Here is a 14,229-nt window from a genome sequence, read left to right on the forward strand (position 1 = left end):
ACGAGCCCTTGTCACCAGGGTCTTAGCCGCAGACGCCGTCGGCCACGGCCGCCTTGGCCACGGCGTCGGCCACGGCGGGCGCGACGCGCGGGTCGAGCGCGCTGGGGACGATGCGGTCGGCCGCGAGGTCGTCCGCGGCCACGGCCACGATCGCGTCGGCGGCCGCCAGCTTCATGTTCTCCGTGATCGACCGCGCGCCCGCGTCGAGCGCGCCGCGGAAGACACCGGGGAACGCCAGCACGTTGTTGATCTGGTTGGGGAAGTCGGACCGCCCGGTCGCGACGATGGCGGCGTACCGCGATGCCACCTCCGGGTGAACTTCCGGGTCCGGGTTCGACAGCGCGAACACGATCGAGTCATCCGCCATACCGGCGAGGAGCGACTCGTCGATCAACGCGCCCGAAAGACCGAGGAACACGTCCGCGCCTTCGAGCGCCTCGCGCAGGCCACCCTGCAGCCCGGCCTTGTTCGTCGTGGCCGCGAGCTGCTCCTTGATCGGGTTCAGCCCGGCACGGCCCTGCGAAACGATTCCCTTGGAGTCCAGCACGGTCACGTCACCGACACCGGCCGCCTGCAGGATCTTCGCGCACGCCACCCCGGCGGCGCCCGCACCCGAGACCACCACGCGCTCGGCGGCGATGTCGCGCCCGAGCACCAGGTTCGCCCCGCGCAGCGCGGCCAGCGCCACGATCGCGGTGCCGTGCTGGTCGTCGTGCATGACCGGGCAGTCGAGCGCTTCCTTGAGCTTGTCCTCGATCTCGAAGCAGCGCGGCGCCGAGATGTCCTCGAGGTTCACCGCGCCGTACGACGGCCGCAGCCGGATGAGCGTCTCGACGATCTCGTCGACGTCCGTGGTGTCGAGCACCAGCGGGATCGAGTCGAGGCCGCCGAAGGTCTTGAACAGGACCGACTTGCCCTCCATGACCGGCAGCGAGGCGCTCGCGCCGATGTCACCGAGGCCGAGCACCGCGGTCCCGTCACTCACCACGACGACGAGCCGGTCCGCCCAGGTGTACTGCTTCGCCATCGCGGCGTCCTGGGCGATCGCCCTGCTGACCTTGGCCACGCCCGGGGTGTACGCGACGGAGAGGTCGCGCGCGTCCGAAATCGGGCGGGTGGCCGCGACCGAGAGCTTGCCGCCCTCGTGGCCACGGAAGATCTCCGCGTCGGTCACCGGGGTGGTGTCCTCGCGGATCTGGTCGTTCATCGTGATTCCTGTCATCGTCAAAACGTCTCCTGGGACTGCAGGCAGGGGGGAATATGCGACGGTCTCCTGCGCGGCAGCCCAGCGCGGTAGCGCCGGCCTGTCGGCTAGTGCGTCGGGGGCTATCGGTGCCGGGTGAGGCGATCCCCGCCGACGCGGCGGTAAGACCATTGTGGCAGGCGCGAAACCGGATGTGACCCCGCGGTGCGGTTCATGTCACAGGAGTTAGGGGTGCAGGGGTTGTATAGCAAGACGTCTGTCCGGCTTATTTATCCCTCGATAGGGTAAGCGTCATGCAAGCGCGCGAATTGACCGTGCGGGACGCCTTCGAGTTCACCCCGCGAACCTTTCCCGACAACCGGGGCCTTTTCGTGGCCCCATTTCAGGAACCGGCGTTCCTCGACGCGGTCGGCCATCCCCTTCGGCTGGCGCAGACCAACCACAGCATTTCCCAGCGCGGCACCATCCGCGGAATCCACTTCTCCGACACCCCGCCCGGCCAGGCGAAGTACGTCTATTGCCCGCAGGGCGCGCTGCTCGACGTGGTGGTCGACCTCCGCGTCGGCTCGCCGACCTTCGGCCAGTGGGACGTGGTGCGGCTCGACACGGTCGACTTCCGCGCGGTGTACGTCGCCGAGGGCATCGGCCACGGCTTCGTCGCGCTGGAGGAGAACACCGCGATGAGCTACCTGTGCTCCGAGGGTTACCGGCCAGGGGCCGAGCACGGGATCACCCCATTGGATGAGACGCTCGGGCTGCCGTGGCCCTCGGACATCGAGCCGATCCTGTCCGAGAAGGACCGCTCGGCCCCGACCCTCGCGCAGGCCCTCGACCAGGGCATCTTGCCGAATTACGAAGACTGCGTCACCCACTACAAGAGCCTGCGAGGCTAGGCGATCCCGTCCTCGGCGATCACCCGCTCGATGTTGCGTTCAGCGAGCGCGGTGATCGTCACGAACGGGTTCACCCCGGTGCTTCCGGGGATCAGCGAGCCGTCGGTGACGTAGAGGTTGTCGTACCCGCGCACGCGCCCGTACGCGTCGGTCGCCTTGCCCAGCACCAGTCCCCCGAGCGGGTGATAGGTGAACCGGTTCTCGAACGCGCGCGTGTCGCCGAACAGATCGTGGCGGTAGACCGTCAGGTTCGCGCGGTTGATCCGGTCGAAAAGCGACTTCGCGGCGTCGATCGAACGTTGCCCCTGCGCGGCCGACCAGTGCAGTTTCGCCGAGTCGCTCGCGGCGTCGTAGCTGAAATACCCGCGCTCCGGGTTCTTGGTGATGGCCAAATACAGGCTCGCCCAGGTTTCGATCCCGGCGGGCACGGGCGCGATTTCGGCGAAAACCGGGTTTTCTGGATCGCTCCAGTTGTCGATGCCCAGCACCGGCATCCCCGACTGAAGCGATCCAGTCGGGTCCCAAAGATGATTCGCCCTGCCGAGCATCACATTGCCATTCGTGCCCCAGCCGCGGCCGACCTCGTCGGTCAGCTCGGGCAGCCTGCCGGTCTCCCGCGCGCGCACGAGCAATTCCGTCGAGCCGACACTGCCTGCGCCGAGGAACAGATACCGGGTGCTGACATGTTTTGTCGCGAGCACCGTGCCGTTCTCGTCGATTTCACGCACCACCAGCGTGTACAGACCATCGGGCTGCCGGATGATCTCGCGCACCTCGTGCAGTGTCTGGATGGTGACGTTGCCGGTGCCGAGCGCGGCGGCGAGATAGGTCTTGTCCAGCGAGCGCTTGCCGTGGTTGTTGCCGTAGATGACCTCGGAGCCCAGCGCCGACCGCGCCGCCGTGCCCGCCTCTTCCCGCTTGAGGTACTCGAAGTCGTAGACGCTCGGGATGAACGTCGTGCCCAGCCCCACTTTCGCCGCCGCCTTGCGGGAAACGCGCGCGAACGCGTAGGACCTACAGGTCTCGAACCACTGCCGGTCGACGTGGTTGACGCCCAGCGCCGCGGTGGCGCGCGGGAAGTACTTGCCGTACATCTCGTCGGCGTCGACCGAGGGCAGGATCTCCTCGAAGTAGTCGCGGCGCGGCGTCACCGCCATCGCGCCGTTCACCAGCGAGCCACCGCCGACACCGCGTCCGAGGTAGACGGACATGTCTCCAAAGTGGACACGATCGAGAACACCGGCGTAACGCGGGATGTCGCGATTGGCTATGTCCAGCCACAGAAACGAGGCGAGCGGCGCTTCGGTGCGATCCTTGAACCACATCGAGCGGCGATCGGGCGCGAGCATGCCGCTGAAGACCTTGCCGTCGGCGGCCGGCTCGGTCCAGAGCCTGCCCATCTCCAGCATCAGGGTGGACACTCCGGCTTCACCCAGCCGCAACGCGGTCGCCGCGGCGCCATAACCGGTGCCGATCACAATGGCGGGCACGAAGTCCGGCAGCGCGGCGCTCGCCTTGCGCGCCGAGATCGTGGTCAGGCCGAGCGCGGCGGCGGTGCCGAGCGCCGCGGTGCCGAGGAACCGCCTGCGGGTCAGTGAGTTAACGCCGTTTACCCGAGTCATCGGACGACTGTAGCCAGGGTCCCCCTTGGGTACCTTCCCCGATGTGGCGCACGTCACCGGCAGACCAGGCTGTCGGCATGAAACTCGCCGCGCTGCTCGCCGGCGCGAACCCGGCCGAGTGGCGCTGCGAAACCTTTGTCTCCCAAGGAACTTTGTCTTTCGGGAAGGTGGACAGACTCGCGCTCGGCGAGCTGCGCATGACCTTCGCCGAGGGTAAGCTCAACGGAAAGTTCGCGCAGGTCTTCAGCACGCTCAAGCACGCGCCCGCGGCTGTTCCGCAGCTGCCCGGCACCACGGTCCAGCTGCACTACGGCGGCTACTCCGACTTCGAGTCCACGGAGGAACGCAAAGGCGAGCTTGACCTGTACGCGACACTGCGCGGGCCGCTCGTGCCGGGCGGCGCGACCATCGGCAGCCTGAAGCACCCGATCCACTCGGTCGTCCAGCAGGTCGGGAAAACCGAGGTGCTGTCGGCGAATCCACTCGTGGTGAAGTTCAGCGTGATCGACCCTACCGTCGTCCGCCGTGGTCGAGCAGACCAGCCACGTGGGTTTCAAGCCTTACGCGTGACCCAGATCGTGATCGTGGCGGTGACGACGGGCTTGCCCGCGGTGTCGGTGATGGTGACGGGAACGGGCAACTCGAAGCCCTCGTCGCCGAAGTCCGGAATGGACGGAAGCTCCGCCACCGCGCGCAGGCTCGTCTCCGCCTTGGCGACGTAATTGACGGTCATTCCCTTGGGCAGCCAGCGGTGCGTCGGCGGCAGCGTCGCCTCGGCGAGCATGCCCATCGCGATCTCGGCGAGGTTGCACGCGGCGATCGCGTGATACGTGCCGATGTGGTTGTAGACACCCCACCACTTGGGCGAGGTGACCTCACAGCGGCCGGGCTTGATCTCCTTGACCGAGGGCACGATCGTCCGGAAATACGGCACCCGCAGGCACATCGCGGCCGAGAACAGCTGCTTGCCGCCCGGCTTGGCCGCCAGCCTGGTCCACAACGCGTACGTCGAAGTCATCGCGCCTCCCTTGTTACTCACGAGTAGCTAAGCAGACGGGCGGCTATATTCGCAAACGTGGGTCATCGACTTTTCCTTCTCCGGCACGGCCAGACCGAGTGGTCCGCCACGGGCAGGCACACCGGCCGCACCGACATCCCGCTCACAGCGGCAGGTGAAGCCCAGGCACGAGCCGTCCGCCTCACCGAAAAACCGCCGCTCGTCTGGTCGAGCCCGCGCGGCCGCGCGCTGCGCACCGCCGAACTCGCCGGCCTCACGGTGACCGAGACCACCGAAGACCTCGCCGAATGGGACTACGGCGACTACGAGGGCATCACCACCGACCAGATCCGCGAGACCGTACCCGGCTGGACCGTCTGGACCCACCCGGTCCCCGGCGGCGAATCGGCCGCCGACGTGTCCGCCCGCGCCGACGCCGTGATCGCCCGCTTCCGAGCAGCGGGCAGCGACGTCATCGCGGTCGGCCACGGTCACTTCAGCCGCGTCCTCGTGACACGCTGGGTCGGCCTGCCCGCCACGTCCGGCGTCCACTTCGCGGTGGACCCCGCCTCGATCACCATACTCGGCGACGAGCGCGGCGTACCCCAGATCGACCACCTCAACATCCCGCCCAGCTAGGAGTCTCGTTGCCCGACAACCGAATCCGCCGCATCCGCGAGTCCGATGTGGACGCGGTGGTCCAGCTCTGCCACGAACTCGCCGAGTACGAGAAGGCCCCGCAGGACTGCCACCTCACCCCGGCCCAGCTCCACCAGGCCCTCTTCACCGACGCACCCGCCCTCTTCGGCCACGTCGCCGAGCTCGACGGCGAAGTCGTCGGCTGCGCGCTCTGGTTCCTCAACTTCTCGACCTGGCGCGGCGTGCACGGCATCTACCTCGAAGACCTCTACGTCAGCGAGTCCCACCGCGGCTCCGGCCTCGGCAAGGCGCTCCTCTCCGCCCTCGCCGACGAGTGCGTCACCCGCGGCCTCGAGCGCCTCGAATGGTCCGTACTCGACTGGAACCCGGCCACGGAGTTCTACAAAGCACTCGGCGCGACCCCGATGGACGAGTGGACCGTCTACCGCCTCGCCGACGCACCCCTCCAGGCCCTCGCCCGCTCCTGACCCACCCAAAAGCCCGAAAGCCACTTCCGTCAGGTCTCATCTGACGAAAGTGACTTTCGGGCTACTCCCAGCTCCCCAATGCGTCCTTCGGTCCCCCGGAGGTCCCCAATGCGGCTTTCGGTCCCTCCCACGTCCCGAATGCGTCCTTCGGTCCGTCCCAGGTCCCCAATGCGGCTTTCGGTCCCTCCCAGGCCCCCAATGCGTCCTTCGGTCCCCCGGAGGTCCCCAATGCGGCTTTCGGTCCCTCCCACGTCCCGAATGCGGCTTTCGGTCCCTCCCAGGCCCCCAATGCGTCTTTCGGCACCTCCGAGGTGACGAAGGACGCATTCGGGCGCTTGGCGGCCCGGTGGGAGCGCCGACCGGCCGGCGAAACCTAGTCGTCGTCGCGGTCGCGGCGCGCGGCCCGGCCCGCGGCGCCGTCACGCTCGGCCGCCTCTTCCTCGGTCTCGCCGTCGCGCAGGCCGAGCACCCACGCACGCGAAGCCCGGCGGAACAGCAGGACGACGACGACCACGCCGAGCAACGCGACCGGGACACCGGGTGCCGGCTGACCGGACGGGCCCGCGAGGTACCAGCCGACGCCGATCATGATCAGCGCGACGACCACCGACGGGGAGCGCGCCCAGGTGCGGCCCAGCAGCAGGCCGATGCCGCAGGCGACCGTTCCGGCGCCGAGCACCGCGTAGTAGCCGACCTCGGCCAGCAGGTTGTTTCCCGTGCCTTCGCTGGTCTTGACCAGCAGGAGCACCGCCAGCACGACCATCGCGAGGCCGGGCAGCGCGGTGATCGCGCCCGCGACGCGGACCTCGCGCGGCGCCGGGGAGAACTTGTCCGTAAACGGCACGGGTGCGTCGCCTTCCCAACTGCTTACCTTGCGCACGGTGGCCTCACCTGGGCGGGTGACCGTGCGTGAGCGCAACTGATCGTAAGCCACCCGGTCGGCCGTTTTCGCGCGGCGGTTCGCGAGTCAGTATTCAGGGTGTCGTCTGATGAGCGGGCGGTCGGCCCGGGTGCACTTGTCACGACAGCGGATGTCATCGACAGATGGAGGACTGCCCGCCACAGGGTCGTTATCGCGCATCCAGCGTGACTTGAGGACTTCGTCACCATGGGCCCCGCTCGGGGCCATGTCACTTACTCTCGGGTAGTGCGTGCAGTCCTCATCGTCAACCCACAGGCCACCTCGACCACAGCTGGTGGCCGGGACGTGCTTGCCCATGCGCTCGCGAGCCAGGTCAAGCTCGAGGTCGTGGAGACGGCCTATCGCGGCCACGGGATGGCGGTGGCCAGGTCCGCGGCTCGTGACGGCCTCGACCTGGTCGTGGCGCACGGCGGCGACGGCACGGTCAACGAGGTCGTCAACGGCCTGCTCGCCGACGCGGACGGCGATCCGGCCGAGATCGGCCACCTGCCGATGCTCGGTGTCGTGCCGGGTGGTTCGGCCAACGTGTTCGCCCGCGCGCTCGGTATTTCCCCCGATCCCGTCGAAGCCACGCACCAGCTGCTGCGCGCCATCGAGGACGACACCAGCCGCCGGGTCGGGCTCGGGCTGGCCGACGGGCACTGGTTCACCTTCAACGCAGGCATGGGCTGGGACGCCGACGTCGTCGCCCGCGTCGCGAAGAAGCGCGGCAAGCAGACCACTTCGGGGCTGTATATGCGCGCCGCCGTCGCCTCCCACTTCCGCCCACCGCTGGGCAGGCCGAAGATGACCGTGCGCGTGCCCGGCGAGGAACCGCGAGAGGTCGTCACCGCTTTCGTGTCGAACACCGATCCGTGGAGTTACCTCGGTGAGCGTCCGGTCCATCTCAACAAGGAGTGCTCGTTCGACACCGGGCTCGGCTTGTTCGCGATGAGCGGTCTCGGTGTGCCGAGCGTGTTCAAGGCTTTACGCCGCGCGCTCAGCGCCAAGGGGAACCAAAAAGGCAGGCGCGTCGTGCGTCACGATGACCTGCCGATCATCCGCATCGACGCAGCTGAACCGGTAAACTTCCAAGTAGACGGGGACCTGGTGGGCCAGCGGACCCGGGTGGAGTTCATCAGCGTGCCGAACGCCGTGACAGTCAGGGTCTGACGGTCACTCGGGACGGCCGGTCGCTGATCGTCTGCGGCAAAGTGTTACAGCCGCTCGTCGACACAAAAGCTCCGTTCACCGCACCGGCCTTCCCCTCTGAACGCAGTTTCAGGACGAAACCGCAGGTCAGAGAGGTAACTCGGCCGGGTGAGCTGACTCACCGATCTCCAGAAAACCCTTGTCGAAAGCGGTGTCTCGTGAAAGCATTCACAAGCACCCCAAAAAACGACCGCCATGACGATCTATGGCGCGGCCTCTCCCGCGCTGTTGTTAGGAGCTCAGAAACATGGACTGGCGCCACGACGCGGCCTGCCGAGACGAGGACCCCGAGCTGTTCTTCCCCGTGGGGACCAGTGGGCCCGCTCTGTCGCAGGTAGCTCAGGCGAAGACCGTGTGCCACCGCTGCACCGTCGCCTCCGACTGTCTCTCCTGGGCATTGGCCAGTGGACAGGACGCCGGCGTGTGGGGCGGGATGAGCGAAGACGAGCGACGCGCTCTCAAGCGCCGCCGTACGCACATCGGCACCCGTAGCATCGCCTAATACGCATAACCCAAGCCGAAGTTGGTTATTTCGGTGGAGTGACCTTGCGCTCACTCCACCTGAGGTGATACCTACCCGGCTTGAGCTTAACAAGAGGCTCACAACCGCCTGATAGCGGCCCAGTGAAGCCACCCGGGACTTGCCAAAGTCCTCCCGCGGAACCGTTCTCTAGGCCCGGCACCTCTTCTCTTCGGTGCCGGGCCTTAAACGTGGATAAAGCGGGCTTTACTCTTGGGCGCTCCGCGCCCTGGAGTAAAGCCCGCTTTATCCTGGCCCTTCCCAGGTCAGACCCGACGCGAAAGCGGGATCCGCAGCGCGGCCTCGGTGCCACCCGAACGCGGTCCTCGCAGTGAGAGCGAGCCCCGCAGCTCGGACTCGACGAGGGTTCGCACAATCTGCAAACCCAGTCCATCGCTTCGTTCGAGTGAAAAACCGGACGGCAACCCTCGGCCGTTGTCCCGGATGATCACGTCGAGCCAGCGCGCCGAGCGTTCGACGACCAGGTCGACCTTGCCGGGCCGCCCGTCCGGGAACGCGTGGCCGATCGCGTTCTGCACGAGTTCGGCCAAAACCATCACCAGCGGCGTCGCGATCTCCGCGACGACCACGCCGAACGAGCCCGTACGTGACAGACTCACCCGCGATTCCGCGGTCGCGACCTCGCCGACCATCGGCAGCACGTTGTCGAGCAGCGAATCCAGGTCCACCCGCTCGTCGACGGAGATCGACAGCGCCTCGTGCACCATCGCGATCGACGTCACCCGGCGCACGGACTCCGCCAGCGCCAGCCGCGCCTCCTCGCTGGACGTCCGGCGCGACTGCAGGCGCAGCAAAGCGGCTACCGTCTGCAAGTTGTTCTTCACCCGGTGGTGGATTTCGCGGATCGTGGCGTCCTTGGACAGCAGCGCGCGGTCACGCCGCTTGACCTCGGTGACGTCACGCACGAGCACCAGCGCGCCGGCAGGCTGGCCGGACGGCCGCAGCGGCAGCGCGCGGAACAGGACCACGGCGCCGCGCCGCGAATCGGCCTCGGTACGGCTGCTGGGCTTGCCGTCGAGCGCCTCGATGATCCGGTGCGACACCTCGGTCGCGTCGAACGGATCGCGGATCAGCGAGCGCGTCAGCGGCGCCAGGCGCGTGCCGACGAGGTCGCTCTCGTGCCCCATCCGGTGATAGGCGGATAACCCGTTCGGGCTGGCGAACACGACCGTGCCCGCCGCGTCGAGCCTGATCAGGCCGTCGCCGACGCGCGGGCTGGTGTGCGTGTCCGTCTGGTTGTCGCGACTCGGGAACGTCCCGTCGACGATCATCTGGCACAGATCGCCCGCGCTGCCCAGATAGGCGATTTCGAGCGGCGACGGCACCCGCGGCTGCGCGAGGTTCGTCTCGCGGCTGAGCACGGCGATCACCTTGCCGCCGAACGTCACCGGCACGGCCTCGCGGCGCATCGGCAGGTCGCGGTACCAGTGCGGGTCCTCTTCGCGGCAGATCCGGCCCTCACGCATGGCCTTGGCCAGCTGCGGATGCTCCGCGACGGTGAACCTGGTGCCGACGACGTCCTCGGGATGCGCGGTCGGCGCGGTCGTCGGGCGCGCGTGCGAGACGCACACGAAGTCACCTCCGCCGGCAGGCGGCTCCTCGGTGACGGTCACCCAGAGCAGGAAGTCCGCGAACGAGAGGTCCGCCAGCAGCTGCCACTCGGCGACCACCGTCTGCAGGTGGTCGGCGGCCTCGCCGGACAGTCTCGTGTTCTCCGCCAGCAGCTCGGCCAGTGTGGACATGCGGTTACTCGACCTCGATCTTGGCTAGAACGGCACCTTCTTGGACGCGGTCACCCGCCGCGACGCTCAGCTCGACCACCCGGCCCGCGCGCTCGGCGAGCACCGGGATCTCCATCTTCATCGACTCGAGGATCACCACCGTCGCGCCCTCGGCGAGCACGTCACCCGGCTTCGCGACGACCTTGACCACGGTGCCGACCATCTCGGCGGGAATGTCGGAGAGCATCACCCGATCCAACCACCCGAAAGCCACCTGTCACACTGGTGGGGTTGACCAGAGCACCAAGGAGTGAGCATGTCGAAGCGTGCCCGCAAGCGTCGCGACCGTAAGAAGAACGGCGCGAACCACGGCAAGAAGCCCAACGCCTGAGACCCGGCGTGCGAAAAGGCCCCCACACCGTCCGGTGAGGGGGCCTTTTCAAGTTTCCGCGGTGCCTACTCGCGCTCGATGCTGATCTCGGTGCGCTCGATGGTCAGCCCGCCGCGCGATTCGACCGTCTTGCGGATCGACGCCCTGAGCCGCTCCTTGAGGTCCTCCGGCGCGTGCTCGCCGCCGCACTTGCGGTGCAGCAGCTGCTTGAGCTGCTCGTCGATCCCGTACTCCTCCAGGCAGGGCGGGCACCGGTCGAGGTGCTTGCGCAGCTCCGCCTCGTGCGCGGCGGAGCACTCCTTGTCGAGCAGCAGGTAGATCTCCGCGAGCGCCTCGTCGCAGTTGACCTTGTCCTCGGGGTCCTTCGGGTCGCTTGATCCGCAGACGTCGTTCATCGCCCGGCCACCTCCTCGCGTTTGCCCGAACGGATGAAACCACGTTCGCGGGCCACGTCCGCGAGCAGCTCACGCAGCTGCGCACGACCGCGGTGGAGGCGGGACATCACGGTCCCGATGGGGGTGTCCATGATCTCGGCGATTTCCTTGTAGGCGAAGCCCTCGACGTCGGCGAGGTAGACGGCGAGCCGGAACTCCTCCGGCAGCTTCTGCAGCGCGGCCTTGACGTCGGCGTCGGGCAGGTTGTCCATGGCCTCGACCTCGGCCGAGCGCAGTCCGCTCGACGTGTGGCTCTCGGCCTTGGCGATCTGCCAGTCGGTGATCTCGTCGGTCGGCTGCTGCACCGGCTGCCGCTGACGTTTGCGGTAGCCGTTGATGTAGGTGTTCGTGAGGATGCGGTACATCCACGCCTTGAGGTTGGTGCCCTCCTTGAAGGACGCGAAAGCCGCGTACGCCTTCAAGTAGGTTTCCTGGACCAGGTCCTCGGCGTCGGCCGGGTTGCGGGTCATCCGCATGGCCGCCGAATAGAGCTGGTCGAGCAGCGGCATCGCGTCCCTTTCGAAACGCTCGGCGCGCTGCTTGTCCCCCGAATCGGGCACCGCGGGGTCCTGCTTGCTCGGCAAAACTTTCCCTTCCCAAGGCGCGTCGATGCGCGGACGCGCATGCGACTGCGTCGAGGATACGCGGTACGACTTCACGCGGCTTGGCTTAGCGAGGGTTGTCTGCACGTCCGGTTCAACATCTCCACCCGCCAAGGCATTCCCGGCCGAAAGTAAGCTTCCGCACATGGCTGGCAAGGGCACCCCCGCGACCGCGTTGCTGACGAAGCAGAAGGTCGCCCACACCCTGCACGCGTACGACCACGACCCGCGCCACGAGTCCTACGGCACCGAGGCCGCCGAGGTGCTCGGCATCGACGCGGCGCGCGTCTACAAGACACTGGTCGCCGAGGTCGACGGCAAGCTCACCGTGGGTGTCGTGCCCGTCACCGGCCAGCTGGACCTGAAGGCGCTCGCCGCCGCGGCGGGCGGCAAGAAGGCCAAAATGGCCGATCCGGCCGCCGCGCAGCGCGCGACCGGCTACGTGCTCGGCGGCATCTCGCCGCTCGGGCACCGCAGCAGGCTGGCCGTGGTGATCGACGCGTCCGCCGAGGATCACGCCACTGTGTACTGCTCGGCGGGGCGCCGCGGCCTGGAGGTCGAACTCGCGCCCGCCGATCTCGTGCGGCTGACCAACGCCGTCGTCGCGCCCATCGCGGGCTGATTCCCTCTCCGGGGTGAGCCGGGCGGTCCTCCAGCGGGAGGATCGCGGCCTTCGCCCGCGGAATTCTCTTTCGTATGAAGCAAGTACCTCGCTGGGCCACCTGGTGCGCACACGCCACCTTGCTGACGACATTGCCTTCGGGACTCTGGCGCATCGCCATGGGATTGCAGATCCCCGTGGGGTTCACCGAAAAAGGGCTCGATGAGTTCGGGATTCCAGGCTGGGGAACGCTTTACGTCTTCGGGCTCAGCACTTTCGCCGAAACACTCGCTTTCCTGACGCTCGGACTGGTGCGGCCATGGGGTGAGGTCTGGCCGCGCTGGATCCCTTTCCTTGGGGGTAAAGGGATCCACCCGGTCACCGCGATCGTGCCCGCTGCCTGCGGCGCGATCGCGGTGACCGTGATCACGATCTCGTCCGCGTTCCGCTGGGACGACGCGGGCCTCACGATGCCGTCGGACAGCTTCGCCCCCGACGGCGGCTACGACGTGGTGATGGCCTGCTGTTACGCGCCTTTACTGCTGTGGGGCCCATTGCTGGCGCTGGTCACGGCCCAGTACGCGTGGCGCAGGCTAGGCCAGCGGCCGCAGCACCCGCTCCAGCCACTCGGCAGCGGCGCGTGAGACACCGTCGAGGTCGGCCTTGAGGTTGTGGTCGCCCGCGAGCACGACGAGCTCGTGGTGCGGCCGCGGCTTCGGCCTGCCGAACGGGTCCTTGTCGCCCTGCACCACCAGCACCGGCACCTCGACGCCGTCGAGCTCGTCCTGACGGCTCTTCTCCGGCTTGCCTGGCGGGTGCTCGGGGAACGCGAGGCACAGCACCGCCGCCGCCTGCCCCTCCGCGGCCGTCCGGCACGCCACGCGCGCGCCGGACGAGCGGCCGCCGAACACCAGCGGCAGCCCGTCGAAGCGGGCGGTGATCTCGTCGGCGACGGTCAGCCACGACTCGTCCAGCTGCCTGGCCGGGGCCGGCGCGCGGCGCCCGGCGACCCGGTACGGCTGTTCCACCAGCACCACGTGCACGCCGACCGTCTGCGCCGCCCTGGTCACCGCGACCAGGTCCGGCGCCGACGTGCCGCCGCCCGCGCCGTGGCCGAGCATCAGCACCGCGACGCCCTCCTCGGCGCAGTGCAGCTCGGCCCGCGCTGGCCCGAACGAGGTCTCGATGTCGATGCTGGTCATTTCGGCTGCTCGAACAGCGCGTTCTCGTCGAGCGGCAGCGGGTTTTCGAAGCGCTCGATGAGCTGGGGGCCGTTGTTGCGGACGCTGTTCACCTGATTGGAGACGGGCCGCAGCTCCAGCGTGTCGACGAAGGACAGCGGGGTCGGGCTGAGCAGCTCGGTGACGTCCGCGCGGTCCGGGTCGAGCCACGCGCCCCAGTTTTCGGCGGGCATCAGCAGCGGCATCCGGTGGTGCACCTCGGTGAGCTGCCCGATCGCGTCCGTGGTCAGCACCGAGAAGGTGATCAGCGGCGGGTCGTCGGTGCCCGGCTTGCGCCAGCTCTCCCAGATCCCGGCGAACGCGAGCGAGGCGTCACCCGGCCCGGTCATGTAGAAGGCTTCCTTCGCCTTGCCGTCGCGTTTCCACTCGTACCAGCCGTCGGCGGGCACCAGGCAGCGCCTGCTCGACAGTGCCTTGCGGAACGCGGGCTTCTCCGTCGCCGTCTCGGCGCGGGTGTTGATCATCTTGTTGCCGACGGACGGGTCCTTGGCCCAGAACGGCACCAGTCCCCAGCGCATCACGCGCAGCTGGCGCACCGCGGGCTCGTCTTCGAGCACCTGGCCGTCGGCGTCGCGCGGATGCCGTTGCACGACCGTCGGCACGTTCTTCGTGGGCGCGACGTTGTAGTCGGCGGACAGCGCCTCGCCGCCCGTCAGGTCCGCCGCCTCGAATTCCGCGGTCAATGTGGCCGGGTCCTTCGAGGCCGCATAGCGGCCACACATCGCCTGAACCTCCTCGTCGC

At 68.2% G+C, this 14,229-nt stretch carries 18 protein-coding genes; 8 read left to right on the forward strand and 10 right to left on the reverse strand.

Annotated elements, in window-relative coordinates:
• Nucleotides 1-22: 22 nt before the first annotated feature.
• Nucleotides 23-1,222 carry an NADP-dependent malic enzyme gene (locus AB5J62_RS35670; RefSeq protein WP_370944402.1) on the reverse strand — a complete coding sequence of 400 codons (1,200 nt, stop codon included), beginning with the start codon at nucleotides 1,220-1,222 and terminating at the stop codon, nucleotides 23-25.
• Nucleotides 1,223-1,497: 275 nt separating this feature from the next.
• On the opposite strand from AB5J62_RS35670, the gene AB5J62_RS35675 reads away from it, so the two are divergent.
• Nucleotides 1,498-2,097: a dTDP-4-dehydrorhamnose 3,5-epimerase family protein gene (locus tag AB5J62_RS35675; RefSeq protein WP_370944403.1), complete on the forward strand. Its 600-nt coding sequence runs from the start codon at nucleotides 1,498-1,500 to the stop codon at nucleotides 2,095-2,097.
• Here the strand turns inward: AB5J62_RS35675 and AB5J62_RS35680 are convergent.
• Nucleotides 2,094-3,719: a GMC oxidoreductase gene (locus AB5J62_RS35680; RefSeq protein WP_370944404.1), complete on the reverse strand. Its 1,626-nt coding sequence runs from the start codon at nucleotides 3,717-3,719 to the stop codon at nucleotides 2,094-2,096. The two genes, AB5J62_RS35675 and AB5J62_RS35680, sit on opposite strands and share 4 nt — an antisense overlap.
• A gap of 553 nt (nucleotides 3,720-4,272) precedes the next feature.
• Complete coding sequence (locus tag AB5J62_RS35685) at nucleotides 4,273-4,737, reverse strand: hotdog fold domain-containing protein (protein WP_370944405.1); 465 nt, start codon at nucleotides 4,735-4,737, stop codon at nucleotides 4,273-4,275.
• Between the two features lie 57 nt (nucleotides 4,738-4,794).
• Between AB5J62_RS35685 and AB5J62_RS35690 the strand changes: the two genes are divergently transcribed.
• Nucleotides 4,795-5,355 (forward strand): acid phosphatase, encoded by a 561-nt coding sequence (locus tag AB5J62_RS35690; RefSeq protein WP_370944406.1) that lies wholly within the window; start codon nucleotides 4,795-4,797, stop codon nucleotides 5,353-5,355.
• A gap of 8 nt (nucleotides 5,356-5,363) precedes the next feature.
• Nucleotides 5,364-5,843, forward strand: a complete 480-nt coding sequence (locus AB5J62_RS35695) for an N-acetyltransferase family protein (protein WP_370944407.1) — start codon at nucleotides 5,364-5,366, stop codon at nucleotides 5,841-5,843.
• Nucleotides 5,844-6,216: 373 nt separating this feature from the next.
• Here AB5J62_RS35695 and AB5J62_RS35700 read toward each other — a convergent pair whose 3' ends face one another.
• On the reverse strand, nucleotides 6,217-6,687 hold the full coding sequence (locus AB5J62_RS35700; protein ID WP_370944409.1) for a hypothetical protein: 471 nt from the start codon (nucleotides 6,685-6,687) through the stop codon (nucleotides 6,217-6,219).
• A 303-nt stretch (nucleotides 6,688-6,990) separates the two neighbouring features.
• Between AB5J62_RS35700 and AB5J62_RS35705 the strand changes: the two genes are divergently transcribed.
• Nucleotides 6,991-7,917, forward strand: coding sequence for a diacylglycerol kinase family protein (locus tag AB5J62_RS35705; RefSeq protein ID WP_370944410.1), 927 nt, complete (start codon nucleotides 6,991-6,993; stop codon nucleotides 7,915-7,917).
• A gap of 286 nt (nucleotides 7,918-8,203) precedes the next feature.
• Nucleotides 8,204-8,458, forward strand: a complete 255-nt coding sequence (locus tag AB5J62_RS35710; RefSeq protein ID WP_091289714.1) for a WhiB family transcriptional regulator — start codon at nucleotides 8,204-8,206, stop codon at nucleotides 8,456-8,458.
• Between the two features lie 284 nt (nucleotides 8,459-8,742).
• Here AB5J62_RS35710 and AB5J62_RS35715 read toward each other — a convergent pair whose 3' ends face one another.
• Both AB5J62_RS35715 and AB5J62_RS35720 read right to left on the reverse strand, forming a co-directional pair.
• Nucleotides 8,743-10,239 carry a sensor histidine kinase gene (locus AB5J62_RS35715; protein WP_370944412.1) on the reverse strand — a complete coding sequence of 499 codons (1,497 nt, stop codon included), beginning with the start codon at nucleotides 10,237-10,239 and terminating at the stop codon, nucleotides 8,743-8,745.
• Nucleotides 10,240-10,243: 4 nt separating this feature from the next.
• The gene (locus AB5J62_RS35720; RefSeq protein ID WP_370944414.1) at nucleotides 10,244-10,465 is read right to left on the reverse strand and encodes a biotin/lipoyl-binding carrier protein; all 222 of its coding nucleotides are present in this window, start codon (nucleotides 10,463-10,465) and stop codon (nucleotides 10,244-10,246) included.
• Nucleotides 10,466-10,534: 69 nt separating this feature from the next.
• Between AB5J62_RS35720 and AB5J62_RS35725 the strand changes: the two genes are divergently transcribed.
• Entirely contained in the window at nucleotides 10,535-10,609 is a 75-nt protein-coding gene (locus tag AB5J62_RS35725) for a 50S ribosomal protein bL37 (RefSeq protein ID WP_098515123.1), read from the forward strand.
• Nucleotides 10,610-10,674: 65 nt separating this feature from the next.
• On the opposite strand, the gene rsrA is transcribed toward AB5J62_RS35725, so the two are convergent.
• Both rsrA and AB5J62_RS35735 read right to left on the reverse strand, forming a co-directional pair.
• A complete protein-coding gene (rsrA, locus tag AB5J62_RS35730; RefSeq protein WP_370944415.1) occupies nucleotides 10,675-11,004 on the reverse strand; it encodes a mycothiol system anti-sigma-R factor in 330 nt (109 codons plus the stop codon).
• A complete protein-coding gene (locus tag AB5J62_RS35735) occupies nucleotides 11,001-11,627 on the reverse strand; it encodes a sigma-70 family RNA polymerase sigma factor (protein WP_370944416.1) in 627 nt (208 codons plus the stop codon). Before AB5J62_RS35735 ends, rsrA begins: the two co-directional genes overlap by 4 nt.
• A 163-nt stretch (nucleotides 11,628-11,790) precedes the next feature.
• Here AB5J62_RS35735 and ybaK point away from each other — a divergent pair, with 163 nt between their 5' ends.
• Nucleotides 11,791-12,267: a Cys-tRNA(Pro) deacylase gene (gene ybaK, locus AB5J62_RS35740; RefSeq protein ID WP_370944418.1), complete on the forward strand. Its 477-nt coding sequence runs from the start codon at nucleotides 11,791-11,793 to the stop codon at nucleotides 12,265-12,267.
• Between the two features lie 74 nt (nucleotides 12,268-12,341).
• Complete coding sequence (locus AB5J62_RS35745) at nucleotides 12,342-12,890, forward strand: hypothetical protein (RefSeq protein WP_370944420.1); 549 nt, start codon at nucleotides 12,342-12,344, stop codon at nucleotides 12,888-12,890.
• Here AB5J62_RS35745 and AB5J62_RS35750 read toward each other — a convergent pair.
• Together AB5J62_RS35750 and AB5J62_RS35755 are read right to left on the reverse strand one after the other, a co-directional pair.
• A complete protein-coding gene (locus AB5J62_RS35750) occupies nucleotides 12,840-13,448 on the reverse strand; it encodes an alpha/beta family hydrolase (RefSeq protein WP_370944422.1) in 609 nt (202 codons plus the stop codon). The two genes, AB5J62_RS35745 and AB5J62_RS35750, sit on opposite strands and share 51 nt — an antisense overlap.
• The gene (locus tag AB5J62_RS35755) at nucleotides 13,445-14,209 is read right to left on the reverse strand and encodes an SOS response-associated peptidase (RefSeq protein WP_370944424.1); all 765 of its coding nucleotides are present in this window, start codon (nucleotides 14,207-14,209) and stop codon (nucleotides 13,445-13,447) included. The genes AB5J62_RS35750 and AB5J62_RS35755 overlap by 4 nt, the downstream gene beginning before the upstream one ends.
• Between the last annotated feature and the right edge of the window lie 20 nt (nucleotides 14,210-14,229).

This window comes from Amycolatopsis sp. cg5 (genome assembly GCF_041346955.1).
GTDB lineage: Bacteria > Actinomycetota > Actinomycetes > Mycobacteriales > Pseudonocardiaceae > Amycolatopsis.